Source organism: Afipia clevelandensis ATCC 49720 (genome assembly GCF_000336555.1).
In the GTDB taxonomy this organism is placed as follows: domain Bacteria; phylum Pseudomonadota; class Alphaproteobacteria; order Rhizobiales; family Xanthobacteraceae; genus Afipia; species Afipia clevelandensis.
Window position 1 is genome coordinate 1,801,344 of the sequence record NZ_KB375281.1, and the last position, 19,400, is coordinate 1,820,743.

Annotated in this window: 39 protein-coding genes and 1 tRNA gene; 19 read left to right on the forward strand and 21 right to left on the reverse strand. The window is 55.6% G+C overall.

All coding sequences use genetic code 11. The annotated features are described in order from the left end of the window. Positions 1-55: 55 nt before the first annotated feature. The 20 genes from HMPREF9696_RS08575 to HMPREF9696_RS22205 all read right to left on the reverse strand — a co-directional run bounded on the left by HMPREF9696_RS08575 (position 56) and on the right by HMPREF9696_RS22205 (position 9,915). Positions 56-403 (reverse strand): hypothetical protein, encoded by a 348-nt coding sequence (locus tag HMPREF9696_RS08575; RefSeq protein ID WP_002712584.1) that lies wholly within the window; start codon positions 401-403, stop codon positions 56-58. A gap of 856 nt (positions 404-1,259) precedes the next feature. Then, positions 1,260-1,436: a hypothetical protein gene (locus HMPREF9696_RS21620; RefSeq protein WP_002712586.1), complete on the reverse strand. Its 177-nt coding sequence runs from the start codon at positions 1,434-1,436 to the stop codon at positions 1,260-1,262. Further along, the gene (locus tag HMPREF9696_RS08580) at positions 1,436-2,002 is read right to left on the reverse strand and encodes a hypothetical protein (RefSeq protein ID WP_002712587.1); all 567 of its coding nucleotides are present in this window, start codon (positions 2,000-2,002) and stop codon (positions 1,436-1,438) included. Before HMPREF9696_RS08580 ends, HMPREF9696_RS21620 begins: the two co-directional genes overlap by 1 nt. An 81-nt stretch (positions 2,003-2,083) precedes the next feature. After that, on the reverse strand, positions 2,084-2,281 hold the full coding sequence (locus HMPREF9696_RS21625; protein WP_002712588.1) for a hypothetical protein: 198 nt from the start codon (positions 2,279-2,281) through the stop codon (positions 2,084-2,086). 121 nt (positions 2,282-2,402) lie between these two features. Then, positions 2,403-2,552 (reverse strand): hypothetical protein, encoded by a 150-nt coding sequence (locus tag HMPREF9696_RS21630; protein ID WP_002712589.1) that lies wholly within the window; start codon positions 2,550-2,552, stop codon positions 2,403-2,405. Between the two features lie 850 nt (positions 2,553-3,402). Next, positions 3,403-3,927 (reverse strand): endonuclease domain-containing protein, encoded by a 525-nt coding sequence (locus tag HMPREF9696_RS08590; RefSeq protein ID WP_002712591.1) that lies wholly within the window; start codon positions 3,925-3,927, stop codon positions 3,403-3,405. Next, positions 3,927-4,178 carry a DUF2312 domain-containing protein gene (locus tag HMPREF9696_RS08595; protein WP_002712592.1) on the reverse strand — a complete coding sequence of 84 codons (252 nt, stop codon included), beginning with the start codon at positions 4,176-4,178 and terminating at the stop codon, positions 3,927-3,929. The genes HMPREF9696_RS08590 and HMPREF9696_RS08595 overlap by 1 nt, the downstream gene beginning before the upstream one ends. Beyond that, complete coding sequence (locus tag HMPREF9696_RS08600) at positions 4,171-4,602, reverse strand: helix-turn-helix domain-containing protein (RefSeq protein ID WP_002712593.1); 432 nt, start codon at positions 4,600-4,602, stop codon at positions 4,171-4,173. The genes HMPREF9696_RS08595 and HMPREF9696_RS08600 overlap by 8 nt, the downstream gene beginning before the upstream one ends. A 504-nt stretch (positions 4,603-5,106) precedes the next feature. Further along, positions 5,107-5,397 (reverse strand): hypothetical protein, encoded by a 291-nt coding sequence (locus tag HMPREF9696_RS08610; RefSeq protein ID WP_210161299.1) that lies wholly within the window; start codon positions 5,395-5,397, stop codon positions 5,107-5,109. A gap of 44 nt (positions 5,398-5,441) precedes the next feature. Continuing rightward, positions 5,442-5,861: a single-stranded DNA-binding protein gene (gene ssb, locus HMPREF9696_RS08615; protein WP_002712596.1), complete on the reverse strand. Its 420-nt coding sequence runs from the start codon at positions 5,859-5,861 to the stop codon at positions 5,442-5,444. Then, a complete protein-coding gene (locus HMPREF9696_RS21030) occupies positions 5,861-6,580 on the reverse strand; it encodes a trna delta -isopentenylpyrophosphate transferase (protein WP_157170014.1) in 720 nt (239 codons plus the stop codon). The genes ssb and HMPREF9696_RS21030 overlap by 1 nt, the downstream gene beginning before the upstream one ends. A 32-nt stretch (positions 6,581-6,612) precedes the next feature. Next, positions 6,613-6,846 (reverse strand): hypothetical protein, encoded by a 234-nt coding sequence (locus HMPREF9696_RS21635; protein WP_002712598.1) that lies wholly within the window; start codon positions 6,844-6,846, stop codon positions 6,613-6,615. A gap of 19 nt (positions 6,847-6,865) precedes the next feature. After that, positions 6,866-7,258: a RusA family crossover junction endodeoxyribonuclease gene (locus HMPREF9696_RS08625; protein WP_002712599.1), complete on the reverse strand. Its 393-nt coding sequence runs from the start codon at positions 7,256-7,258 to the stop codon at positions 6,866-6,868. Beyond that, complete coding sequence (locus HMPREF9696_RS08630) at positions 7,258-7,440, reverse strand: hypothetical protein (protein ID WP_002712600.1); 183 nt, start codon at positions 7,438-7,440, stop codon at positions 7,258-7,260. Before HMPREF9696_RS08630 ends, HMPREF9696_RS08625 begins: the two co-directional genes overlap by 1 nt. Then, positions 7,437-7,739: a TSCPD domain-containing protein gene (locus tag HMPREF9696_RS08635; protein ID WP_002712601.1), complete on the reverse strand. Its 303-nt coding sequence runs from the start codon at positions 7,737-7,739 to the stop codon at positions 7,437-7,439. Before HMPREF9696_RS08635 ends, HMPREF9696_RS08630 begins: the two co-directional genes overlap by 4 nt. After that, positions 7,736-8,122, reverse strand: a complete 387-nt coding sequence (locus HMPREF9696_RS08640) for a helix-turn-helix domain-containing protein (RefSeq protein ID WP_002712602.1) — start codon at positions 8,120-8,122, stop codon at positions 7,736-7,738. The genes HMPREF9696_RS08635 and HMPREF9696_RS08640 overlap by 4 nt, the downstream gene beginning before the upstream one ends. After that, positions 8,119-8,463 carry a helix-turn-helix domain-containing protein gene (locus HMPREF9696_RS08645; RefSeq protein WP_157170015.1) on the reverse strand — a complete coding sequence of 115 codons (345 nt, stop codon included), beginning with the start codon at positions 8,461-8,463 and terminating at the stop codon, positions 8,119-8,121. Before HMPREF9696_RS08645 ends, HMPREF9696_RS08640 begins: the two co-directional genes overlap by 4 nt. 125 nt (positions 8,464-8,588) lie before the next feature. Next, on the reverse strand, positions 8,589-8,981 hold the full coding sequence (locus HMPREF9696_RS08650; protein WP_210161300.1) for a hypothetical protein: 393 nt from the start codon (positions 8,979-8,981) through the stop codon (positions 8,589-8,591). Between the two features lie 53 nt (positions 8,982-9,034). Continuing rightward, on the reverse strand, positions 9,035-9,709 hold the full coding sequence (locus tag HMPREF9696_RS21640) for a hypothetical protein (RefSeq protein WP_157170016.1): 675 nt from the start codon (positions 9,707-9,709) through the stop codon (positions 9,035-9,037). Beyond that, entirely contained in the window at positions 9,706-9,915 is a 210-nt protein-coding gene (locus tag HMPREF9696_RS22205; RefSeq protein WP_040301295.1) for a helix-turn-helix domain-containing protein, read from the reverse strand. Before HMPREF9696_RS22205 ends, HMPREF9696_RS21640 begins: the two co-directional genes overlap by 4 nt. Before the next feature lie 92 nt (positions 9,916-10,007). Between HMPREF9696_RS22205 and HMPREF9696_RS08665 the strand changes: the two genes are divergently transcribed. Further along, on the forward strand, positions 10,008-10,328 hold the full coding sequence (locus tag HMPREF9696_RS08665) for a helix-turn-helix domain-containing protein (RefSeq protein ID WP_002712607.1): 321 nt from the start codon (positions 10,008-10,010) through the stop codon (positions 10,326-10,328). A 228-nt stretch (positions 10,329-10,556) separates the two neighbouring features. Here HMPREF9696_RS08665 and HMPREF9696_RS08670 read toward each other — a convergent pair. Further along, a tRNA-Leu gene (locus HMPREF9696_RS08670) sits at positions 10,557-10,646 on the reverse strand. Positions 10,647-10,837: 191 nt separating this feature from the next. Here HMPREF9696_RS08670 and HMPREF9696_RS08675 point away from each other — a divergent pair. The 18 genes from HMPREF9696_RS08675 to HMPREF9696_RS08755 all read left to right on the forward strand — a co-directional run bounded on the left by HMPREF9696_RS08675 (position 10,838) and on the right by HMPREF9696_RS08755 (position 19,399). After that, positions 10,838-11,029 carry a hypothetical protein gene (locus HMPREF9696_RS08675; RefSeq protein ID WP_002712608.1) on the forward strand — a complete coding sequence of 64 codons (192 nt, stop codon included), beginning with the start codon at positions 10,838-10,840 and terminating at the stop codon, positions 11,027-11,029. Positions 11,030-11,105: 76 nt separating this feature from the next. Then, the gene (locus tag HMPREF9696_RS21035; protein ID WP_051053230.1) at positions 11,106-11,501 is read left to right on the forward strand and encodes a hypothetical protein; all 396 of its coding nucleotides are present in this window, start codon (positions 11,106-11,108) and stop codon (positions 11,499-11,501) included. Continuing rightward, a complete protein-coding gene (locus tag HMPREF9696_RS08685) occupies positions 11,498-11,779 on the forward strand; it encodes a hypothetical protein (protein ID WP_002712610.1) in 282 nt (93 codons plus the stop codon). The genes HMPREF9696_RS21035 and HMPREF9696_RS08685 overlap by 4 nt, the downstream gene beginning before the upstream one ends. Then, positions 11,776-11,985, forward strand: coding sequence for a hypothetical protein (locus HMPREF9696_RS08690; protein WP_002712611.1), 210 nt, complete (start codon positions 11,776-11,778; stop codon positions 11,983-11,985). The genes HMPREF9696_RS08685 and HMPREF9696_RS08690 overlap by 4 nt, the downstream gene beginning before the upstream one ends. A 201-nt stretch (positions 11,986-12,186) precedes the next feature. Further along, positions 12,187-12,369, forward strand: coding sequence for a hypothetical protein (locus HMPREF9696_RS21930; RefSeq protein ID WP_210161301.1), 183 nt, complete (start codon positions 12,187-12,189; stop codon positions 12,367-12,369). After that, positions 12,366-12,668, forward strand: coding sequence for a hypothetical protein (locus HMPREF9696_RS08700; protein ID WP_002712612.1), 303 nt, complete (start codon positions 12,366-12,368; stop codon positions 12,666-12,668). The genes HMPREF9696_RS21930 and HMPREF9696_RS08700 overlap by 4 nt, the downstream gene beginning before the upstream one ends. Positions 12,669-13,061: 393 nt before the next feature. After that, entirely contained in the window at positions 13,062-13,643 is a 582-nt protein-coding gene (locus HMPREF9696_RS21645; protein ID WP_002712613.1) for a hypothetical protein, read from the forward strand. After that, positions 13,640-14,653 carry a hypothetical protein gene (locus tag HMPREF9696_RS08710; RefSeq protein ID WP_002712614.1) on the forward strand — a complete coding sequence of 338 codons (1,014 nt, stop codon included), beginning with the start codon at positions 13,640-13,642 and terminating at the stop codon, positions 14,651-14,653. The genes HMPREF9696_RS21645 and HMPREF9696_RS08710 overlap by 4 nt, the downstream gene beginning before the upstream one ends. Further along, positions 14,650-14,913 carry a hypothetical protein gene (locus HMPREF9696_RS08715; protein ID WP_002712615.1) on the forward strand — a complete coding sequence of 88 codons (264 nt, stop codon included), beginning with the start codon at positions 14,650-14,652 and terminating at the stop codon, positions 14,911-14,913. Before HMPREF9696_RS08710 ends, HMPREF9696_RS08715 begins: the two co-directional genes overlap by 4 nt. A 259-nt stretch (positions 14,914-15,172) precedes the next feature. Beyond that, positions 15,173-15,469: a hypothetical protein gene (locus HMPREF9696_RS08720; RefSeq protein ID WP_002712617.1), complete on the forward strand. Its 297-nt coding sequence runs from the start codon at positions 15,173-15,175 to the stop codon at positions 15,467-15,469. A gap of 39 nt (positions 15,470-15,508) precedes the next feature. Beyond that, positions 15,509-15,676, forward strand: a complete 168-nt coding sequence (locus HMPREF9696_RS21650) for a hypothetical protein (protein ID WP_002712618.1) — start codon at positions 15,509-15,511, stop codon at positions 15,674-15,676. Between the two features lie 56 nt (positions 15,677-15,732). Continuing rightward, positions 15,733-16,116 carry an SLOG family protein gene (locus HMPREF9696_RS08725; protein ID WP_002712619.1) on the forward strand — a complete coding sequence of 128 codons (384 nt, stop codon included), beginning with the start codon at positions 15,733-15,735 and terminating at the stop codon, positions 16,114-16,116. Positions 16,117-16,268: 152 nt separating this feature from the next. Beyond that, complete coding sequence (locus HMPREF9696_RS08730; RefSeq protein ID WP_002712620.1) at positions 16,269-16,463, forward strand: hypothetical protein; 195 nt, start codon at positions 16,269-16,271, stop codon at positions 16,461-16,463. A gap of 28 nt (positions 16,464-16,491) precedes the next feature. Beyond that, positions 16,492-16,845, forward strand: coding sequence for a hypothetical protein (locus HMPREF9696_RS08735; RefSeq protein WP_002712621.1), 354 nt, complete (start codon positions 16,492-16,494; stop codon positions 16,843-16,845). Positions 16,846-16,911: 66 nt separating this feature from the next. Next, positions 16,912-17,322 (forward strand): Lar family restriction alleviation protein, encoded by a 411-nt coding sequence (locus HMPREF9696_RS08740; RefSeq protein ID WP_040301301.1) that lies wholly within the window; start codon positions 16,912-16,914, stop codon positions 17,320-17,322. Then, positions 17,319-17,573 carry a hypothetical protein gene (locus tag HMPREF9696_RS21655; RefSeq protein ID WP_002712622.1) on the forward strand — a complete coding sequence of 85 codons (255 nt, stop codon included), beginning with the start codon at positions 17,319-17,321 and terminating at the stop codon, positions 17,571-17,573. The genes HMPREF9696_RS08740 and HMPREF9696_RS21655 overlap by 4 nt, the downstream gene beginning before the upstream one ends. Further along, positions 17,570-17,833, forward strand: coding sequence for a hypothetical protein (locus HMPREF9696_RS08745; protein ID WP_002712623.1), 264 nt, complete (start codon positions 17,570-17,572; stop codon positions 17,831-17,833). The genes HMPREF9696_RS21655 and HMPREF9696_RS08745 overlap by 4 nt, the downstream gene beginning before the upstream one ends. A gap of 564 nt (positions 17,834-18,397) precedes the next feature. Next, positions 18,398-19,399, forward strand: coding sequence for a tyrosine-type recombinase/integrase (locus HMPREF9696_RS08755; RefSeq protein ID WP_002712625.1), 1,002 nt, complete (start codon positions 18,398-18,400; stop codon positions 19,397-19,399). Position 19,400 lies beyond the last annotated feature (1 nt).

A 19,400-nucleotide genomic window follows, 5' to 3' on the forward strand; every position in this document is an offset into this window, starting at 1 on the left:
CTGACCTGCAATGATCCTGTGGTGCGCAGCCGTCCTGTAGCGCGGATATGTGTACTCAGTGAACGCTATCAGGCTCTGGGCCGCGTCCGTCCGCCTCAGTAGCTCCTGAGCCGCCATTTCGGCGCTCATTGAGGAAGGCGACCAGCTCTGCTCGGCTCCAGTCCGCAGCTTCTCGCTTGTCGTCAAATGTCACCGTCGATTCTTGTGCGGGTTTGCCGTCAAGACGGTCTGCAATAGCGTTGATCGCCTGCATGTCGCCGTTCTCGGCCATGGAGATGACCTTGGCGGCTATCTTGCGGAGCGCCTTATGATCCTCGCCTGCAGCGTTCAGCTCCATGCGGAGCGCTTCAGAGAACGGCTTATCCTTGTTGATTGCGCCCTTTGGCCTGCCAGCTTTCGCCATGGATATTTTATTGCCTAAGTGCCTGACGCCAAAAACAATCCCCAATGACTGCAGGACACGTAATGAGCTACGCAGTCGATCTTGTAGGTGTATTTGGAGTTAGGCTGATTCATCAGGTGGCTCTGTATCAGAAGGCCAGTCCCAGAATGGGATTAGGAATGGGGCTGGCGTGAGAAACGAGGGAATGCTGTCGTGAATGTAGGAGACGTTGGAAGGCTTGCTTTGGTCTTCAGTCTTGGGCTTTCCAAATACAATTCCGTAAACAACCTCACCCATGGTTCAGACAAGGCTCCCAGAAAGCAGGCAGTGCAGATGGGCAATTAGTCCCGAGACTGAGTGGAGCGCTTGACCATGTCCGCATAGCTGCTCCAAACCATTCCAATGTGGGCAAGCCGATACAGAAGTGATGGATGTTCAACCAGTACGGTTTTTGGCACAGAAGCGCCGTTCTTGAACCTCGCAAGCCAACGACGCTTTGACGCTCTCTTGCGCATGGTTCACTCAGTCCCTTTGGCCGATGTTCTGGCCGATGTTGGCTTTCTGCGATCTTTGCTGAACAGTGAATATTAGCTCCGAGCAGCAGCACCCCTCGAAAGGCTCAACCGTCCACCCTTCGGCTACAGGGGGAGATATGCTCGTGGGGACGTGGCAAGAGTGAGTGCCGCTGCTCGAACTGCTTCTGACTGTCCGGGGTAGTTCAAGTCCCAGAGGGGTCTTGGCGATAAACCCTATTGAACGCCATTTGCGCCGCTCTCTACCGTCGCCGCAGTCAGAATCAAAAACCCCGCCTCGGACGGGGCGCAACTTTGGCTGTTATCGAATGTCTGCCAGACTTTGTAACTGATGTCAACACCGATTACTTGGCCGCACCCGATTTATTTTCATCCCCGCCCCCTGTCCCCATAAGCAGGACGGCCAATAAAAACCACCAGCCGCTATAGCCAAGCCAGAAAACAACATAGGACGTTCCGATAAGTACCGTAAACACCCAAGCAAATCTCAGAATAACAGCAACGACCAATGCGGCACCCATCACACCATCCCCCAATGTTTCGCCAGTCGCCATCCTGAATCCCGCAGGCTCTCAATAGCCGCCGCCTCTGCCTGTGGCCGGTTCTTCCAGCCCAGCGCATAGCCAGCCGTCAAAACCGTCTGCTCGGTGCAAACCACGTTCTCAAGGACAATCCGCGCCCGGTGACCGAGCATTTCCAAGACCTCCCGATATTGCTGGCGGTGGAATACCTGCCGCTCTGACTTCGCCATGCCCGAGAAATTCGACGGGTCCGCAGCAAACACCCGGTTAGGGTCTACGCTGCTCAGGGAAGGCTGCAGGCCGCCGTGATACCAATGGATACGGAACTTCACCAAGCCGTCGTACTCGTGCTTGGTGAGCTTCCCTTGGGCGTGTAGGCGCTCCAATGGGCTGTCCATCATGGTCCAGGTTTTGCCGCCCTGCTTGTCATCGCCAACAACGAAGTGGCCGTCTGTCTTGCGGATGCGCTCGATTGTTGCGCCACGGAAGTCCTCGCTTGAGGATTTCTCCCGGCGGAGTTCATCGCGATCTATGACTTCCGCTGTGTTGCGTCCTTGCCTTGCCATTGTGATGCTACCCCGTTGTTTCAGAAGAGACTCAATTCAGAAAGCCGCCATCGCAGAGAAACGCCCCTCTCCGCGACCGAGTTATGCCTTCTTCGGCTCCAGGCGGCCCTTGATGTATTTGAGTGCCTCATCAACGCTCGTTGCCGCGAACCGAAATGGCGGGCGGTAGTTGAAGCCATCGCGATCCCGACCAATCGGGTCAAGAACCAGATATCCGCCCTCCGGCATCTTCTTAATTTCAAGTTCAGTCAATTTAGCTTCATCCAATGCGATTGCCATTTTAGCTCCACTCAGTTGCTGTTCTATCGTTAGCGGGAAGTGCCCGCCTTCTGCGGTCTTCTCTGCTCAATCAAAATTACATTCACTACAATACCCAGGCTTACTAAAGCCATGAGGACACTTATCCGGCCGGACCGGCCTTCAACTTACCGATTTCCGTCTCGACAAATTCAAGCGCTGCATTCCATCCCCTTGGATATCCCCAATCCTCATGCTGCTTCTGCATGTGGTTGGACTTCAGCGTTTTCTCTAGGCGTTCAAGCTCGGTCATGCTGGCACCTCGTATCCGGGCGGCCACCTCGATGGGAATCGCCAACCGCCACGACTGTTGCGCGGGAATGTTTTGCCGGTTTTCTTCTTGCCGTATTCATCCCAAGCAGCGAGCTCAGCTTCGCCGGTCACCTCGACCAAACCATCTGATGCGCCGGGCGAGCTCGAGACGGGTGGCGACCTGCCAAGCCTCTCAGCCGCCCCAATAAACCAATTCCGTTCAGCGGCGATCCAATCGACACACCGCCGGTCATTCTGCTTGGCGTGGTTACAGAACCGCTGATGCTCTCGAGCGGACTCTGATCCGGTAAGCCCCTGCGCTTCGCCATATGCGCGGATAGCATCCGGCATCGGGTAGTTGTCTGGCAGTGGGGTCTGTACGCCCTTCCTGGTTTTACGTTCAATAGATCGAGCTCGCGGCGCGTCAGCGTCCGCGCTGATACTAGGTACTAGGTCCATGGTACTAGGTACTAGGTCAGCATCGGATGCTCGCGAATCCTCGCGAGGACTCGTAGAAGGCTCGCGATACGGCGGCAACCGGGATGGCGACGGCCTGTCAATCTTCTGATGCTCGAGCCACTTAACGATCTCGAGGTACTGCGACCCATCAACCTCATAACGGCGAATAGCGCCAGCCCGCTCGAGCTCATCAAGCCATCGGTCTACCAGCTTCTTGGCGTCGTCGTCGTATGGGTAGAGAAGGCTCGCGAGCATTCGCGAGGCTGCGCGAGCCCTCCCGGCGTCATCCACAATGGTCCAAAGCTGAACAAACAGAAGCCTGGCATCTCTCGAGAGTCTACCTACTGTCTCTGATTGAGGAAATTCGGGCTTTATTGTCCTTATGCGGGCCATCAAGCACCCCACGTTTGCTTAAGCGCGTCAAGAACTTCCCGCACGCACTTGAGTGGGTCACGATAGAGCTCAGAGCCGGTGAAGCGCAGGATAGAGTAGCCTGCCGCCTGAGTCTCTCGGTCCCTCGATCTATCTCGAGCGGCTTGCTCCTTGGTTCTTTCATGGAATTGGTGGCCGTCACACTCGACGATCATCTTCCTGCTAGAAAGCGATGGAACGGACAAAACAAAATCCGCTCTCCACGAAAGTTCGCTCTTTTGATACTCGAGAAGGATAACCCCATGCTTGTTGACCTGGGCGATATCCTGCTCTGATAGATCGCGGCCGCCGTAGCGCACAACAACCGAGGAGAACCCCTCGTACTCCCAGCTGTGCAAATCCACAAACGACCAAAGCCCTATGCAGAATATCCGCTCAATCGGGCTGGCGATTCCGCCCTGCCAGTTCTCGAACGCCATAAGCGTATTGCTGGCCACCAGCTCTGCCAGTTGCTCGCATAGCTTCTCAATCCCCCCGGCGCTCATTACAGCATTCCCAGTGAGGCCATATAAAGGTCCACGTCGGCCTCGAGCTCAGCAATCTTTTTGGCATCAGCTCGTTGCCTACGAACGATCACGCGCACCGCCTTCGAGTTGAAACCAGCGGATTGCGCCTCGGCGTACACGTCGCGGATATCATCACCGATAGCCTTCTTGTCGTCCTCGAGGCGATTAATGCGACTAACGATGCTCGCAAGCTGGTCTTTAGCGATGGAGTTATGTCCGATCTCATTCATGCTTTGCCCCTAGCTTGATAGTGATAAGTTCAATATCCCGTGCAATCGGGTGGCGCAGAGCGATCATCTTTTCGACCGAATTGACGCAACTAAGAATCGTGGTGTGATCGCGGTTGCCGAACATCCGCCCGATGGCCGGGCAAGATTGAACAGTGAGATTTTTGCAGAGATAGATTGCCGTTGCGCGCGGCAAATAATGCGCGTGATTTCGACGGCTGCTCTCCATGTACATGTGCGGAACGTGGAAGTGCTCGCAAACCGCCCTCTGAATATCCTTAATGGAGAGGCGAATGTCGGGGCCATCCAAGAGCGACCATGCCTCACAAAACCATTCCTGTGCAGTCGGTGCGCGCGGCGGCTGCCGCCGAAACTTCTCTCTGCGCTGCTTCGCAACAGGCACCTTTGCTGGCCAAAGCCGATCCATGCGGCCCTTATGCGCGTCTGCGAATTGCCTCTGCGATGGCGTTACTTGCATAGTCTGCCCCGTATTTCAGTGCCGAAGATGGTGATGCGGCGCGCGGTAATGAAGCCTTTTGCTAAACTGTCCCCACTGTTCAACGCCTCTCGACAGTGCCGTCCATACGCTTACGCAAACCAGACGCTTTAGAACCAGGCATCGGCCTGCCCTTCTTTGGCGCGATACCGATTGACTTCATGCGCTTGCGGCGGACAATGGATTTCTCGCGAACGTCCCTAGCGGTCTTTCCTTTGTGGTGCTCAGTTAGCCATGGCTTGAAGTTGCTCTCGCGGCGCTCGCCCCCGTTAACAATCGCGATTGTGTCTTCCAAATCCCAGCGCTCACCGGCCAGAATCTTTCGATTGCAGCCGCACTGACAGCGCCCGTCGTACCGATCAAACACGCGAAGCCTAACCCGAGGCGGAGGATTGCTGTCTGGCGTCTTTCCGATCCATTCTGGTACGCTGCGGCTCATACACGCGCCCTCGTATTTGAGGACTGCGTGCGCCATGCGTCTATCTTCGCGTCTGCGGCGGCGCGCAGGAACCTATGCCCTTCATCCTCAAGCACCGCCTGCTTAATGGCGTCGAGGTGCGCGATGTAACGCGGATCGGCATATGCTTCGCGCTCCTGAAGAACGGCAGACTTGTCGCCGTGTTCCTTCATCAACTGCGCCTTGATGACCTTGCGATATTCTTCCACGTAGACGCGATCTGCTCGCGCCTGTGCAGCATCCCTCGCGTTATCGCGGAGATAGTCCAACGCCCTGTCGATCTCGTCGTCAGTGATGTGGGAGCGGTTTGTCATCAGAACGGCACATCATCGTTCATGTCGTCGCCTTTGCCAGCAACCCGGCTTGGTGGTGCATTATCCGACTTGCCGTCCAGCATCGTGAGCGCGCCTCCATAAGCCTGGATCGCGACCTCGGTTGAGTAGCGATCCTTGCCATCCTTGTCGGTCCATTTGCGAGTCTGAAGGCTGCCCTCGATATAGACCTTCGATCCCTTGCGTAGGTATTGCTCGGCGACCTTGCAGATCGGCTCCGAAAAAATGACGACCGTGTGCCACTCGGTCTTTTCCTTGCGCTCGCCGGTTGATTTGTCCCGCCATGTCTCAGACGTAGCGATGCGGAGGTTCGCAATCGGCCTGCCATCCTGCGTGCGCTTGATTTCAGGATCGGCCCCGAGGTTGCCGATAAGAATTACCTTGTTCACTGATGCTGCCATTAGCCTGCCATCCTCATGTCATCGCCACGCGCGAGATTGCGCAGCCCGTTGATTTGCTCTGCGTACACTCCGCGCAGCATTTCCTGCCAATCAGGCTTGAGGTCCGCGAGACGGTTTTTGTTCTTCTCAGCCCACTCCTGCAGCTCGATAATCGAGCCAGTGGCGTGGATTTCCTTCTGCAGCGCTTCAAAAATCGGGCGCTGGTCCTTCACCGGCAACTTCCGACCGGCCCCAGGATCGGCAAGCGGGATATTGTCGATAGGCTCGCCATTCGGGCCGAACTCAGTTTTCGGCAGAATATCCTCCGGGCGCGTGACATGAGGATTCTGGCGGCGCTCTTCGGAAAACTCGTCCGCTTCGGCCTCGGAGTACGCAGAGCCGTGCAGATTAAGCAGCTTCAAGATCACGCGATCCTTCGCCCGCTTTTCCGCCATGGCGTAGACGTATCCGGCCTGCTTCCCGGTAACCTTGTAGTTTCCGCCGATCACGCCATCGCGAGCAATGAGGGCTTCACCGATGGACCATTCCATCTGCTCACCCAGCTTGCCGAACACAACGAGAGCGGCGACGCCTTTCTCGCTGTTGCATTCGAGCATTGCCGGGCGCTCCCATGTGATGCCAGCCTTTGCGGCGACACGCTCAAGCGCCTTGTGCTTCACAACCCACGTTGAGCCGTGGACTTCCCACACGTCATCGCGGGGTACGTCCCACTTCTTCATGAAGTCGATCAATTCCTGTGAAGGGCGACCCATTATGAAACCCTCCGCATGCTGCGGCTTACCAGAATGTCCGAAAGCAGCCAGTTGATTGAATTGCGGATCGCGGTGATCTCCGCTTCATCCTGCGTGACAAGCGAGCGGCCTTCTGCGTCGTTGTAGAGCTTGACCAGATCGTCCACGTCCTCGCGCATGTCGTGCAGCAAGTTGCCGATGCGAGCGTGTGTAATAGCTCGCCTCCCAACCGGCTGGTGTTCCTCGATACTCATGCTGATCTCCCTTCAGCGGTTACGACTTGGAAACTGGAATGATTTGAACCCGTGCGCCGGTCACAGCTTTTGACCAGCCGAGTGCAATAGCCCGGACAATCGTGTTGTCGTCAGACTCAATGACCTTGTGTTCAACGAGCAAATCGGTCGGGGCTTTCTCAAGATTGCCAATGTCGCGCTTGCGCCGATCCTGGCCCTCCTGAAACAGATACTTGAGAATGACAGGGCCTTTGATCGAGCGCGGGCGCTGCGCCTTCAGCGACCATCCAGCCTCTTGCCGCCAGTCGGCATAACGTGCGGACGGAATCCTGCCCTTCGTTACATTAATGAAAAGGTTGTTTGTGCTAGGCGGAAACGGCAAGTTGATAACAACTGCCCTTTCCAGATCAGCGGCCATCTCGAAATAATCCATCACGCCCGCGCCTCCACATAGCCGTATTCAATCTCTGCACCGCGAGCGATGAGGATTTTGAGCTGCTCATGATTGACGATTGCGCGCACAAGCTGACCGTCTGGCGTCTGCACGTTGATAACCGGCTGGCCCGGCGTCGGCTCCGTGAGATAGCAAAGCAATGCGTGAGGAAACTCGCTCATCCCATCACCATGTCATCAAGAACAACACCAAGCGGCGATGCTGGTTGACCGTCAGGGTTGCGAACCATTGAGTGCGCCAGCTCGTGCGGCTTCACTCCGCTCTGCAATGCGATTGAGATTGACGTTGAAGCATCGCTCATCATCGCTTCAATGACCGAGCCAGCCTTCCCGCCCGACAGGAACAACTCCTTGATCTTTCCGCCGTCATCGCGGCCATAAGAAGCGGTGAAGTTGACGCCCGCGTGCTGAAACTCGAAAGTCTCATTGAATCGGCGATTTGGAAGGCGCTGGCGGGTCATGCTGATGCACTCTCACCCGCAAAGCTAAAAATTGGCTTAGTCGAAAGCGTGTTTTTGATTAAGCTTCCTGACTCCGGTGTAAGCTCGTATCCCTCGCCCCACACCGTTTTGATCTCAATGCCGTATGGCTTGAGCTTCTTTCTAAGCTTGCAAATGTAGACCTTGACCAGATCGCGGTCTGTAGCGTTGCCATTACTCGCAGCGAAGCGAATGGCCTCTTCCTGCCGGAAGAAATTCTGACCCGTGTAGAGACAATTCAACGCCCGTTGTTCAGCGCCCGTCAGCCCCCACTCGCGTGGAAAATCATGCTTCATGCCAGCGATCGATTGCCGTAGCTGCCGGTTCTCTTCTTCCAGATATTCGACGCGCTCATGAATGTTCATTGCCGCCCCTCCAATGCTGAAAGCCCCACGGGTGGATCACCAAAGAACGCGCCGGTCAGATCGCGATGAGGCATGGCCTCGCGCCGGTCACGATCAGCGAGCATTTCTGGCGTTGGCCTGGCAATCGGCAGAGCAATGTCGGCCTTTGGCTTCCCGTAATGAGTATTCCGCCACTCACGCTTGCGGTCGCGGTTGATCTGCCGTTCCTCTGGCGTCATCGCGTCCCATTTGAAGCGATTGACTATCGTGTTGTACTTGCGGCCCATAGCAACCGCGATCTGGTTGAACGTCAGCCCCTGCTTCCTCAGTTGGTATGCGCGCTTCACTTCATCTTCGGACATGACCTGTCTCATGACATACTCACCATCATGCCGATAAGGACGCCGATGCTCGTCGTGATGCCCATGAGAAATAGGGCAAGCGCAATGTCCCAAGTCCAGGTTCTCATTGCTGATGCTCCCAGAGTTCAGGTGCCACCCATCGAGCGCAGACGATTAGCCGCGTCGAGCAGCGAATTAATCTCTGCGCCAAAAAAATCCGCATCTTTAGCATTGAGTCCCTCGGCTGTGATCTCGAAGCGTGACGCGAGTTGTGCGGCCTCGCGGCGTGTTGCTTCAATGCGCGCAAGTTCTGCTGCGCTCAGTACGCTCGACGCCACACTGAACTTCGGGTCTTTTACGTGCCCGTAATAAAGGCTGGTGATGTAACGAACGGAGACGTTGGCCTTGCGAGCGGCACGGGAAAGCCAACTCTGCTTTGTGTCCGTAGGCTGAAAGGGTCCGGCTATGACGCCGATCTCATCCTTCCAGTTCACGTTTGCGATGACATTCATCACGTTCTTGTCCTTCTTCATCACCACTTTGATCTCTCCATGTGTTCAGTTGCGAACCATGGATAGACAGACAGTTGACCTCAGACCGATCCTCGATGACCCGCGTTGGCGCGCGAGTGAGGAGCTACAGAATTTGTTGCGACGACCGTTAGCGCGGAAGTCAGCAACCGTGATTTGCTTGAACACTTGGATCGCGGAGAGAACGAGAAGGAGTTTTCAATGTGGTGCTGGATCGCAGGAGCAGCAGCCGTGCTGATTGCGCTCACATACTTTGGATTGAGGTGGTTCTTGCGCGGGTTGCGCTGAACGAGATTGCGACGTTGCCCCACGTCGTGATGCACGGAAGCTGCTGGCGGTATGCCCCTGCCGTCAGCAGCTTTTGAATTAAAAGCCAGCGGCGCAATGCGGAATCGAATTTCCTTGCCGCCAATTCCGTTTTGGAAATGATCTAAGGTTGCCGCTTTTGGCTGGGGGGCGACATTATGAGCGAGGAAAGAATTATCGACGGCTACGACGTTCCACTGATCTACTTCGAGGCCATCGGAAACATGTTTGTCCGCAACGGCAACTTCCACATCACCCTGATGAAGGTGCAGGACTCCCGAGAGGGCCGCGTTCTGATTCCGCAAATTGAACTGATCTGTCCGCTCGGCAACGTGCCGGGACACATCAAGGATGTTCTGAAAGCCACGAGTAAGTGGCTCACATCGCCGCCCAATCAGGAGGTCTTGGAAGCTGATCGCGTTGACCGTCATTGAGCGGCCTCCGCCTTAACGTGTCCAATCATTTGCGAGGGAGTGATGCCAGTCACTTCCTCGATCTTTGGCCACTGTGCCTTGCGCGGGAGGTGTTCGCCTCGTTCCCAGCGCGAGACTGTCATCGCGTCAACACCTAAACGCTCGCCAGCCAATGGCTGAGAGAGGTTGAGGCTTAGGCGCCAAACTTTCAGTGGATGAGTCATGCCCCACTATAGGCATAGAATGTTAGTATCGTCAATAGCAATATCATTCTATGAATATCGTAATAGGCACAGCGGGTTAGTATGTTCTGCTGATGGTCGTCAAAATTCATCCACGCCGCCCGAGGCGCGTTTATCTGGCGGAACACCGGGAGGCGCGAGGCCTCACCCAAAAGCAGCTCGCGGAGCGCTTGGGGTGCGATGTGATGACCGTTTCTAGGTGGGAGCTACAAAAGGTCGCCATTTCGACGGACGCGCTGGCGGCCCTCTCAGAGGCTCTTGGCGGCGACCTTATGGAGCCAGAAGACCTGTACCATCATCCCGACCGGCCAACGCCCAACCAGCTATTGCGAGACCAGCCCGCGGCGATCCAGGAGCAGGCGCTTTCCATCATCAAGGCAATTCGGAAGGCCTGAAACGAAAGGCCCAGCCTATTAGGGCCGGGCCTTTGTTTGGTGCAGTTCTCACCGCCACCCAGCCCCGCAGGGCTAGGAATGTTCGCAGGCACGGCTTTCGCCGGTCGCATTGCCAGCTCACGTCCCCATAATAGCTATCCTGGCTAAAAGTTCAATTACCGTGAAAATGCATATCTGCGGGGGCATAATCTCGCATGGCCCCCGCAGATCGCTCTCCCCTTAAAGGAGTGGCGGTGAGAGAGGGATTCGAACCCTCGGAAGATGCGACTCCTCGGCGGAACCTAAAACCGCTGCCTTCGACCGCTCGGCCACCTCACCGTGTCGTGAATGTAGGTCGAATGTCCAAGTTTCCAAACAGATTTTGCGCCGCTAACCACCTGATTCTCCTCAGGAATGTTTTCTCATAACTTTCTTTGCCTACTCCTATTGCCTTCCATAACATTCTATGCCTATACTTCTCCCATAGCAGAGCCTTACCCATGTGGGGCTGGTGAAAAGGGGAAACGGAAATGGCCAAGCAAGTAACTCACCTCAGCAAGATCGCACTGAACGCTCGCGGGTTCGCTGGCCATACCATCACCGGCACCCTCTGCAATCGTATGACCAGCTACGGCGACATCAACTGCACCGAGAACGAAGCTGAAGTCACCTGCAAACTCTGCCTTCGCGAACTCTCCTACCGAAGAAAGCGGGTGGCCTGAGACGGGCCACTCAGTTCGTGGCCCCTCGTAGGTGGGGTTCTCTCCTTCTGGAAATCTTTACTGAAACGAATTGGGGATGAAGATGCAGTCAAGTTCCTCAGAAAACGATCATCGCGGCCAACAGAGCGCTCCGGTAGTGAGTGGTCGTACGTTCAATTGGCCCAAGGCTCTCTTGGTTCGCCGCCTTAAGCAAAACACTTGGCATGCTGACGTCAGCTTCGCCGCCGAACCGACCGATGCTGAACTGGACGCGCTAGGGGCGTTCCTGCGCGACAATCACAAGCATGTCCGCGCTGTAAACAGCCATGAAGCTCTGGTGAAGGCGCTGGATGAATGTCAGCGCGCTCTTGCAATGATGGTCCAGCCGTCAGCTATCAAAGCCACAAGCAGCATGAACGCTTGGACGATAGCTGTCATGGCCGAGGCCTCTGCCCGCGCCGCCCTCGCCTCTGCCCGCGAGGTGCAGCAATGACACGCAAATTCATCACCGATCTATTCACCGGCAAAGAGCATCAGTCCTTTACCTCACGCGAAGAACTGATCCGCGCCATTACGGCCAATGGCTTTGCACCTGACACCGTTCATGAGGTGGAAGCCCCGGCGATCTGCAATGACGTCACGGATGACATTGCATGGGGCGTTGTTGAGTTCCGCAGAGCTGATGGCGATGACCTGACCGATCTTGAACGAGACTTCGTTGAGCAGACCATCGGGATAGAAGCTGCTCGTTCGTCTATGGAGGCAGCATGACCAGCACAGCGGGGCGGACATGGCAGGACGACGCGAAGGATTATTGGCGCGGCGTTCGTGGCGAATTTGCCAGCGGCAAGCGCAAGTTCACAATCATCAAGCCTCAGCCGCTTGCCCATGAGCGCATTCCGCTTCTTGAGGCAGAAATTGTGAGACTGAAAGCGGAGATTGATAGCTTGCGCGCCGCCAAGACCGGGGGTGCGTGATGATCGTCGGCTGTTATTCGATGGACCTATACTGCCGTAATCATCCGGTCAGCACGGGGTCTATGGAGAGCGCCTGTCGCTCGCAGGAGACGTTTATTGGCGAGAACGCCTCAGAATGCCGCACTAAGGCCCGCAAGAATAAATGGCGGTTTGGCCCAGATGGCGACGTGACTTGTCGCCATTGCTTGAGCAGGTGATGCCATGACCCCTCGCCTTGATCTGATGACCAACAGTGAAGCCACGGAATATCTAAGAGAAGTATGGCAAGCAAATAGAGGATTAGTTGGAGAAGAGAGGTTTCAGCGAAGATGCGTACAAAGAGCCATCGCGGAAACAACTCCAACTGCACGTACTGAGTTTTCAATCGAAGGGGCAACGCAATGAATGCAGAGCTTAAGAAGAAGTGGATCGAAGCGTTGCGCTCAGGCGAATATGAGCAAGGCCGCAACTATTTCGAGAAAGCAGGAAAATTCTGTTGCCTCGGGGTGCTGTGCAAGGTCGCTGGCAAGCCGACGACGCGCGCCGAAGATGATGTCGGCAATTGGCATTTTGCTGAGACAACGCTTCCCCTTGGAATGGACATGCGCCTTGCGACGCTCAATGACAAGGGATCGTCCTTCTCTGAAATTGCCGACTACATCGAAGCCAAAATTCCGGCTGACGAACACTCACACACTGACTGAACTGCTCTGTGTCGATGAATGCTTTCTGCGGTGAATCTCTTTCTGAACCTCAAGGGCACTAAAACAGATGACATTCAAGATCGGGATGAAGGTTGTTTGTGTAAACGCATCTCTCCCCCCGTCCCGCGCCGTTCTGGGGCAGATGCGCCATGTGATGGAACTGGTAGAGGGGCACATTTACACGATTGCGGCGGTCGGGCTGCGTCATCCACTAGATGCAACGCAAGGTGAGTGCGTTCTGGTTGAAGAAGTGCAGCGCGGATGGAACGAACCATTTTGGGCCTCTCGCTTCCGTCCTGCCGTCTCTCCCAAACAACAAGCCAGCTTCACGACTGGTGCTCCAAGAGATTCTAGGAAGTGGGACTGCCGCAGGAAGCGGGTTGAGGTGGTGTCATGACCGTATCTGAACCGTCAGAAGTGATTCAGCCAAGCATACCAGATTGCGGGCAGAGCAATGAACAGTCCGCTCCGCAACTAAGTCCGGCATGGCGAACGATTGACACTGCGCCGAAGGACGGGACGCAGATCGATCTCTGGCTAACGCCTCCGAAAGGCGCGCTATCTGGCGGCGGGTATGGACGTGTCTGCGATTGTTGGTTCGCTGAGGGCAAGTGGTGGCGCTACGACGAAACCAAATATGCGTCCGATTTTCCAAATCTTCGCAGCGAAGTCTGGAATGTTAGCCACTGGATGAGCCGCCCTGCCCAGCCAGCAGTTGCGGATACGCGTCGTCGGCCTCGTGAGTGGAGTTTCTTCTGCTCCATTTTCCTCCACCCGGAAGGACGAACGAGCATGAGCAAACTTGACGATCTTCACAAGGCGGCCTTGGAAGCCGCTCAAGCATTCGAGGACGCTGCGTCATACGAGGAAGCGATGTGGACCGGATGGGGCGATTGCGTCGTACCAGCACTCGCTGAAATGCGCCGCGTGAAGGCGCAACAGGCTGTCTGCGCTTTGCGGGATGCCCAGCCATGACAGCAGCACGTTCCGATTTGATGGCGTTGGCGGAGCTTTTCGAGAAAAAGCTGACTACCGATGTGCGCACTGATTGGTCTGCTCAATTGGTCAATGACCCGAGCGAATACAACTACATCAACATTTCCATCCGCATACCTGCTGCGAAGAAATATCTTGATGCCCTCCGTCTCGCAGCATCGCAGCCGGACAGGGAAGCGTGGCGCGAAATTATCAAGCAGCCCGATGAGCGTGAACTTCCGACATACGGGCAAATTCCTTGGGATCAGCTTGGTCGCGATGTGGTCGGAGCTCAATTCGCGCACCGGCGTGACTACGATTTTGACTCATCATTCTATCCCGGACACCAAATGGTGCCGCAGATCAATTTTAATTCGCTCGCGCGGATCGTGGACAAGTATCGTTATTACGGCTTGCCATGTACAGAACCCTCCCTGCTCTCAGGAGCGGGCACGAAATCTGACGGCGGGGGGCCAAGCAATCTACGCAACACTATTTTAGGCCAGATCAAACGGTGTCGAATGTCTGGCGAAAGTGAAGAAATGCTTTCGCGTTGGATTTGCGAAGCGGTGCGGCCCCTTATCCCGTCAGACCCCTCTCCCGGCCCTGATGTGAGGGAGGCGTGGGCGACGCTTCGCAGCGAACTCTTGTGGCAAACGGAATGTAATTTCCGCCAAATGCAAGGCACCAACTGGACCTCGTTCGTTGAACAGATGGATCAAGCTATCTCCGCTCTCACCCGTCCTTTAGGGGGATTTGTTCAGGGAAGTATCGCTACAAAGCAATCCACGGACCCCGAAGGCAGTTCACGTACTGAGACTGCTTTAGATATTCTTGAACAGAATTGTTGGGATTTGCGCTGCGTCGATATCCCAACAGGTGCGGGCGATGCTGACATCGGCTGGCATATTGTTGAGCACCACATGGCCCCGCCAAAAGAGCGGATCATTGGCTATGGAAATGCTCCGCTCGATGCCCTGATGGATGCAATGAGCAGGGGGCCGAAATGAGCACCAGCAAGATTTTCCTGTGCGTTGATAGGGATGGGTGGACCGGCGGCTATCAGCTTTCGATTGATGACGACCATGGCGGGTTTCGCATCGCGGGACCGAAATACAACGGTTCAAGCAAGAGCATCATTCGACATCAGATCACGGCGCGGGATGCAGGCCGGATTCGGGAATATCTCGACAAGATAGCGCCAGCAGTTGCGGAGACGGATGCTGATGCCCAGCGGGATGACGGCGGCGGGGAGCCGGAAACACATTGAAATTACAAACCCTAGGAGAAAATCATGAGACTTACGTCTGAAGAAATATCAAAATTGCCTGTCCCGTTTAGTGCATTGCAGGCGTGTATGGCTGGGGGCGTTCAGCAGTCCACCCACAACGTAGCGATCTGGCGCGCTGACGGCACGGTGGAATGGATCGGCGGCCACCATCCCGATACGACCCTCAACCCAGGAGACGAGGTTGAACTCGTCCCAAAGGCGAATAGCGGAAGCTTCGCCTCCGACGTGAGAAGCTAAAATGACCGAGCAGATCAAGGTCGGCCCAGAATCGGTGACGGTAGACGCCCTGCTTGATGCCCGCATCAATACAGGATGCGACACCGACGAACCCTCATTGAGGAGTCTAATCCAACATTATTACAAGTCATGGAACGACAACCCCGCATGGTGGCTAAAGCAATACAACAAGTACATTTATGCATTAGCGGTAGCATTCCCAATTTCATCTCCCGTTAAGGCGCATGCGGAGACGGATGCCCGCGAGAGTTCGGAATTTCCGCCTCCTGCGGTCTTTACTGATCCCACCCCCACCTAACACAGAGCATTAAGCCCACGGACTGCATTGGAGAGAGAGATGGCCGATCATAACGAAATTCGGGATCGCGAGAAGAAGGAAAACGATACGGCCCTCATCCAAGCAAGGTCGCAAAACAAGCCGATTACCTTTATCGCCCACGACGGTTGCGAAGTTACTGTCACGCCTGACGGGCGCGTGTTTTACAACATGTCCGATTGGTACTGACCACCCTCCTAGGCAAAGGAAAGCGCTTTGCTGATAGGCAACCAGGAGAACAGAGAATGGAAGTGAGTGAGAGGCCGATCCGAGTTTTAGTCTGCGGAGGTCGTCACTTCAATGATGCGCTCACGCTCGGGTCATGGCTTGGCGGCATTCACAAGCAGCAGGGCATTTCATTGCTGATCGAAGGCGGCGCTCCAGGTGCTGACTTCATGGCTCGTAAGTTTGCCGAATGGCAGGGCATTCCCACAAAGACCTTTGAGGCCGACTGGGATCGCCACGGGCGCGCTGCTGGACCTATTCGCAACAAGCAGATGTTGGACGATGGCAAGCCCGATCTGGTCGTCGCGTTCGAGGGCGGGCAAGGAACCAAGAACATGGTTTCGCAAGCCGTTGAGGCTGGCGTTCGAGTCATCCTCGCAACCAAAATCACAACACCGCACTGAGGACCCACCCCATGCAAGTAACCGATGAAATGGTGAGTCCCGCCCCATCCCAACTTAGCAAGAGGGGTGATGCAGAAAGAGACTCAATTCAGGAAGCCTGAATCGAGACAGAACTTTTAATTCACGGACTGCAACCACGGACGGAGATTGAGATGAGCGGACCAAAGCCACAAACCGAAAAGACACTCAACATAATTCGCGGCAAGAATCTTGTCGGCGCGGCGACGAAAGAGGACATCCTAAAGGTTTTCGAGCACGTCGATGCGCTTGAAGCGTTTCTGGATGACAACGAGCAAGATGACCAATTTGGCACCGAAGGTTGGCGTCACGCTATCGGCCTCGACTGAAGCAATCACACAGCCAACGGAGATATCCATGAGCGTTCAGTGCAACACTTACGTTTTGATCGGTACATCGTTTCCATATGACACCTTTAGCGAAGACGACATGTATGAAAAGCTGGAGCCGTTCATGGATAACCCATTCAAAGGCATACACCATCACAACGGGATTTGCATCCTGAGCGACGGCATGAATGGAGAGTATTTTATTGTCGGGCGGGTCCTTGCCAAGAGCGCTAATCACGATGGCTTGGTCGCGCCGCTGGTAGTTCGTATGACGGACGCTGAGCGTTCTGAGGTGAAGTACGACATTAAGCACGCGCTTGGTTCGCTGGTCACCCTGCCCGATTTCGATGTGACTCCGATCGTAGTGAGCCACTACCGTTGACGGACTTAGTGTTTGACCCCTCGTAGTCCCCGATCCCCGCAATCTGCGAACCTTGGCTGAATCAAAATGACCCATCCTTCGGTGAATAGTATTGTGGAGAGGTTGGAGCCTTGTCCGTTTTGTGGAGGGAAGGCTGAGTTTGAGAACCTCGTATTTGAGGCCGTCGTGCGGTGCGAGGATTGCTACGCAACCTTGGTTCGCGCTCATGACGCCAAGGCAGACACCGGGGTCGAAACTGTCGTTTCGGCTTGGAATACTCGTGCCGCAGAATCCTCCCTCTCCCGAATAAAGGCTGAGACGATTGAGGAATGTGCGAGGGTGGCGGAAAACCCCGGCTTCATCGGGGCGCAGGATACAGACTGGGACTTGGGCGTGAACTTCGCAAAGACATTCATCGCCTCCGCCATCCGCTCTCTTGGTTCTACGGGTGGAGGAGATGCAGAAGAAGGCTCCACTCAGAAGGATGGATCGCGATGACCGATAGCACACGTACTGAGTTTTGCTGCGATGAGTTTGCCGAGCAGGCTGGCGCTGTGAAATCGCTTGCTGGCGGCGGCTTCATGTATCCCGCTGAAATGCGCCCGCTGTCGCAATTCGAGTGCGACGATGGCGATGGAACATGGAGCATCAATGGGTGCTGCGGCGGCGGATGCTACGTCGTTACGAATATGATGTTCTGCCCGTATTGCGGAACGAAGGTGGCGCGGCAAGAACGGAGCGCAAAATGATCCGGGCACTGATCGAGATTGAGGGCAAGGATGACTGGGAGCATTCGCGCCAGTTAGAAGCAGCGCTCGGGAAACTTGGCTTTGAGCCAAAGAAGTCAGAAGACGATATCCGTTGGCAGCGTGACCTTTGGGCCGCCCTCAACGAGGAAGGCATCGACATACGGAAGTTGGTCGAGGCTTACCGCCAGAAAGTTAACTCAGTGACGGAACGAACTGACGGCGAAGAAAAGAGCCTTGTACGCAACTTGGCTGAACCATGACCCGCGCCCTTTCCAAATCACGCACTGTTCCCCGCCGTGGATTGTCACGGGAGGAAGCTGAAGCGGCTTGCACTGGCGTCGAGACGCTTATCTATTTTGTCCGGGCGGGAGAATTCATCAAGATCGGACATTCTAAGAATTGGCGCGCCCGCGTATCTCAAATGCAGGTTGGGTCGCCGTATACGATCCAGCCCTTACTTGTTCTGCCAGGAGATTGCGAGATGGAGGTAAAGCTCCACGTCCGCTTCTATAGAGATCGCTTCCGAGGCGAATGGTTTCACAATAGCCCGGCAATCCTATCGTATATCAAAGACAACTTGCACTTATGCATTGTCGCCTCTGGCGTAGAAGCCGTCATACCTGTCCTAACGTGGACCTCAAAGGAGGTTATCCTTTGACAGCCATCCCCGAGATCACCACGCCAGAAGCCCTAGCCAAACGCCTTGGCTGGTCGGAAAGACGTGTGCGCGAGAAGGCGCGAGCACTTGGCGCATGCCGCATTTTAGGCAATCGTATGATCCTCACCCAGACTGACGTAGACGCCATCCTAGAGGCAACCCGGCCATGCCCCTCACCATCTATCGACGCGGCAAAATCTGGCACTACCGTGGCCACGTTGCCGGGCGGAGACTTCGCGGCTCTACAGGCTCTGCGATCAAGGAAGTCGCCCAGCAGGTCGCCGCGTCCATCGAAAGCAAATACTGGAAAGGTCATCTTAATGGACCGTCAGCGGTCCTGACCTTCGCCCAAGCCGCGATCCTTTATCGCAAGGCTGGCAAGCCAACCAGGTTCCTCGATAAGGTCGAGGACTACTGGAAGGACACGACCGTAAAGGACATCACCTCAGGTGCAATTCGGGCCGGTGCAAAGGCCGCCTATCCGAAGGCAATGGCTTCTACTAGGAACAGGCAATTCATCGTCGCCACTCAAGCCATCATCAATCACGCGGCGGAATCGGAGCTTTGTCCGCATATCCGGGTCAAACGCTTCCCGATTGATAAACGGCTCAAAGAGCCTGTCACGATGGAGTGGGTTCAGGCCTTCATGAAGGCGAGCACGCCGCACCTTGGCGCTCTGGCATTGTTTATGTTCCTGACGGGAGCGCGTGTCTCAGAGGCGTTGGCCGTGGTTCGCGATGACCTGGACCTCGCCAAACGAACGGTGCTCATCAAGCAGAGCAAGCTGGGGAACGAGCGCAGAGCGCACCTACCGCAGCCGCTGGTAGTGGCACTGGCAAACCTCCAAGAGGTGAAGGGTCGACCGCTGTTCTGGTACACAGACAGGCGCAACATTGTTCGCGTTTGGAGAGCCGCCTGTAAGCGCGCCGGGATCAAGGTGCTTTCTCCGCACTCATGCCGTCACGGCTTTGCTACGGCCCTCCTGCACCGTGGGATCGACCCTATAACGGTCGCCAAGCTAGGCGGCTGGAAGTCGCCGCAACACGTCTTTGCGACCTACGGCCACGCTCGGGATGACCTGACACTGACGGATATGATTACTGACGCACCAGTGACACAGCGGGCAAAGAGAAATACGACTAAGGCCCGTAAATTGGGCATTTCTTGAA

Coding starts and splice junctions, on each gene's coding strand:
- HMPREF9696_RS21635 (WP_002712598.1), bottom strand. CDS start 6,846: ATGAGTATCGAGGAACACCAGCCGGTTGGGAGGCGAGCTATTACACAC.
- HMPREF9696_RS08700 (WP_002712612.1), top strand. CDS start 12,366: ATGAATGCAGAGCTTAAGAAGAAGTGGATCGAAGCGTTGCGCTCAGGC.
- HMPREF9696_RS21620 (WP_002712586.1), bottom strand. CDS start 1,436: ATGGGTGCCGCATTGGTCGTTGCTGTTATTCTGAGATTTGCTTGGGTG.
- HMPREF9696_RS08745 (WP_002712623.1), top strand. CDS start 17,570: ATGATCCGGGCACTGATCGAGATTGAGGGCAAGGATGACTGGGAGCAT.
- HMPREF9696_RS08575 (WP_002712584.1), bottom strand. CDS start 403: ATGGCGAAAGCTGGCAGGCCAAAGGGCGCAATCAACAAGGATAAGCCG.
- HMPREF9696_RS08755 (WP_002712625.1), top strand. CDS start 18,398: ATGCCCCTCACCATCTATCGACGCGGCAAAATCTGGCACTACCGTGGC.
- HMPREF9696_RS21655 (WP_002712622.1), top strand. CDS start 17,319: ATGACCGATAGCACACGTACTGAGTTTTGCTGCGATGAGTTTGCCGAG.
- HMPREF9696_RS08600 (WP_002712593.1), bottom strand. CDS start 4,602: ATGGATCGGCTTTGGCCAGCAAAGGTGCCTGTTGCGAAGCAGCGCAGA.
- HMPREF9696_RS08735 (WP_002712621.1), top strand. CDS start 16,492: ATGAGCGTTCAGTGCAACACTTACGTTTTGATCGGTACATCGTTTCCA.
- HMPREF9696_RS08730 (WP_002712620.1), top strand. CDS start 16,269: ATGAGCGGACCAAAGCCACAAACCGAAAAGACACTCAACATAATTCGC.
- HMPREF9696_RS21930 (WP_210161301.1), top strand. CDS start 12,187: ATGACCCCTCGCCTTGATCTGATGACCAACAGTGAAGCCACGGAATAT.
- HMPREF9696_RS08685 (WP_002712610.1), top strand. CDS start 11,498: ATGACACGCAAATTCATCACCGATCTATTCACCGGCAAAGAGCATCAG.
- HMPREF9696_RS21035 (WP_051053230.1), top strand. CDS start 11,106: ATGAAGATGCAGTCAAGTTCCTCAGAAAACGATCATCGCGGCCAACAG.
- HMPREF9696_RS08635 (WP_002712601.1), bottom strand. CDS start 7,739: ATGACCCGCCAGCGCCTTCCAAATCGCCGATTCAATGAGACTTTCGAG.
- ssb (WP_002712596.1), bottom strand. CDS start 5,861: ATGGCAGCATCAGTGAACAAGGTAATTCTTATCGGCAACCTCGGGGCC.
- HMPREF9696_RS08665 (WP_002712607.1), top strand. CDS start 10,008: ATGGTCGTCAAAATTCATCCACGCCGCCCGAGGCGCGTTTATCTGGCG.
- HMPREF9696_RS08740 (WP_040301301.1), top strand. CDS start 16,912: ATGACCCATCCTTCGGTGAATAGTATTGTGGAGAGGTTGGAGCCTTGT.
- HMPREF9696_RS21030 (WP_157170014.1), bottom strand. CDS start 6,580: ATGAAGAAGTGGGACGTACCCCGCGATGACGTGTGGGAAGTCCACGGC.
- HMPREF9696_RS08590 (WP_002712591.1), bottom strand. CDS start 3,927: ATGAGCGCCGGGGGGATTGAGAAGCTATGCGAGCAACTGGCAGAGCTG.
- HMPREF9696_RS08630 (WP_002712600.1), bottom strand. CDS start 7,440: ATGAGCGAGTTTCCTCACGCATTGCTTTGCTATCTCACGGAGCCGACG.
- HMPREF9696_RS08580 (WP_002712587.1), bottom strand. CDS start 2,002: ATGGCAAGGCAAGGACGCAACACAGCGGAAGTCATAGATCGCGATGAA.
- HMPREF9696_RS21650 (WP_002712618.1), top strand. CDS start 15,509: ATGGCCGATCATAACGAAATTCGGGATCGCGAGAAGAAGGAAAACGAT.
- HMPREF9696_RS22205 (WP_040301295.1), bottom strand. CDS start 9,915: ATGACTCATCCACTGAAAGTTTGGCGCCTAAGCCTCAACCTCTCTCAG.
- HMPREF9696_RS21630 (WP_002712589.1), bottom strand. CDS start 2,552: ATGACCGAGCTTGAACGCCTAGAGAAAACGCTGAAGTCCAACCACATG.
- HMPREF9696_RS21625 (WP_002712588.1), bottom strand. CDS start 2,281: ATGGCAATCGCATTGGATGAAGCTAAATTGACTGAACTTGAAATTAAG.
- HMPREF9696_RS21645 (WP_002712613.1), top strand. CDS start 13,062: ATGACCGTATCTGAACCGTCAGAAGTGATTCAGCCAAGCATACCAGAT.
- HMPREF9696_RS08725 (WP_002712619.1), top strand. CDS start 15,733: ATGGAAGTGAGTGAGAGGCCGATCCGAGTTTTAGTCTGCGGAGGTCGT.
- HMPREF9696_RS08595 (WP_002712592.1), bottom strand. CDS start 4,178: ATGAATGAGATCGGACATAACTCCATCGCTAAAGACCAGCTTGCGAGC.
- HMPREF9696_RS08710 (WP_002712614.1), top strand. CDS start 13,640: ATGACAGCAGCACGTTCCGATTTGATGGCGTTGGCGGAGCTTTTCGAG.
- HMPREF9696_RS08690 (WP_002712611.1), top strand. CDS start 11,776: ATGACCAGCACAGCGGGGCGGACATGGCAGGACGACGCGAAGGATTAT.
- HMPREF9696_RS08640 (WP_002712602.1), bottom strand. CDS start 8,122: ATGAACATTCATGAGCGCGTCGAATATCTGGAAGAAGAGAACCGGCAG.
- HMPREF9696_RS08720 (WP_002712617.1), top strand. CDS start 15,173: ATGACCGAGCAGATCAAGGTCGGCCCAGAATCGGTGACGGTAGACGCC.
- HMPREF9696_RS21640 (WP_157170016.1), bottom strand. CDS start 9,709: ATGACGGTCAACGCGATCAGCTTCCAAGACCTCCTGATTGGGCGGCGA.
- HMPREF9696_RS08625 (WP_002712599.1), bottom strand. CDS start 7,258: ATGGATTATTTCGAGATGGCCGCTGATCTGGAAAGGGCAGTTGTTATC.
- HMPREF9696_RS08675 (WP_002712608.1), top strand. CDS start 10,838: ATGGCCAAGCAAGTAACTCACCTCAGCAAGATCGCACTGAACGCTCGC.
- HMPREF9696_RS08645 (WP_157170015.1), bottom strand. CDS start 8,463: ATGTCCGAAGATGAAGTGAAGCGCGCATACCAACTGAGGAAGCAGGGG.
- HMPREF9696_RS08715 (WP_002712615.1), top strand. CDS start 14,650: ATGAGCACCAGCAAGATTTTCCTGTGCGTTGATAGGGATGGGTGGACC.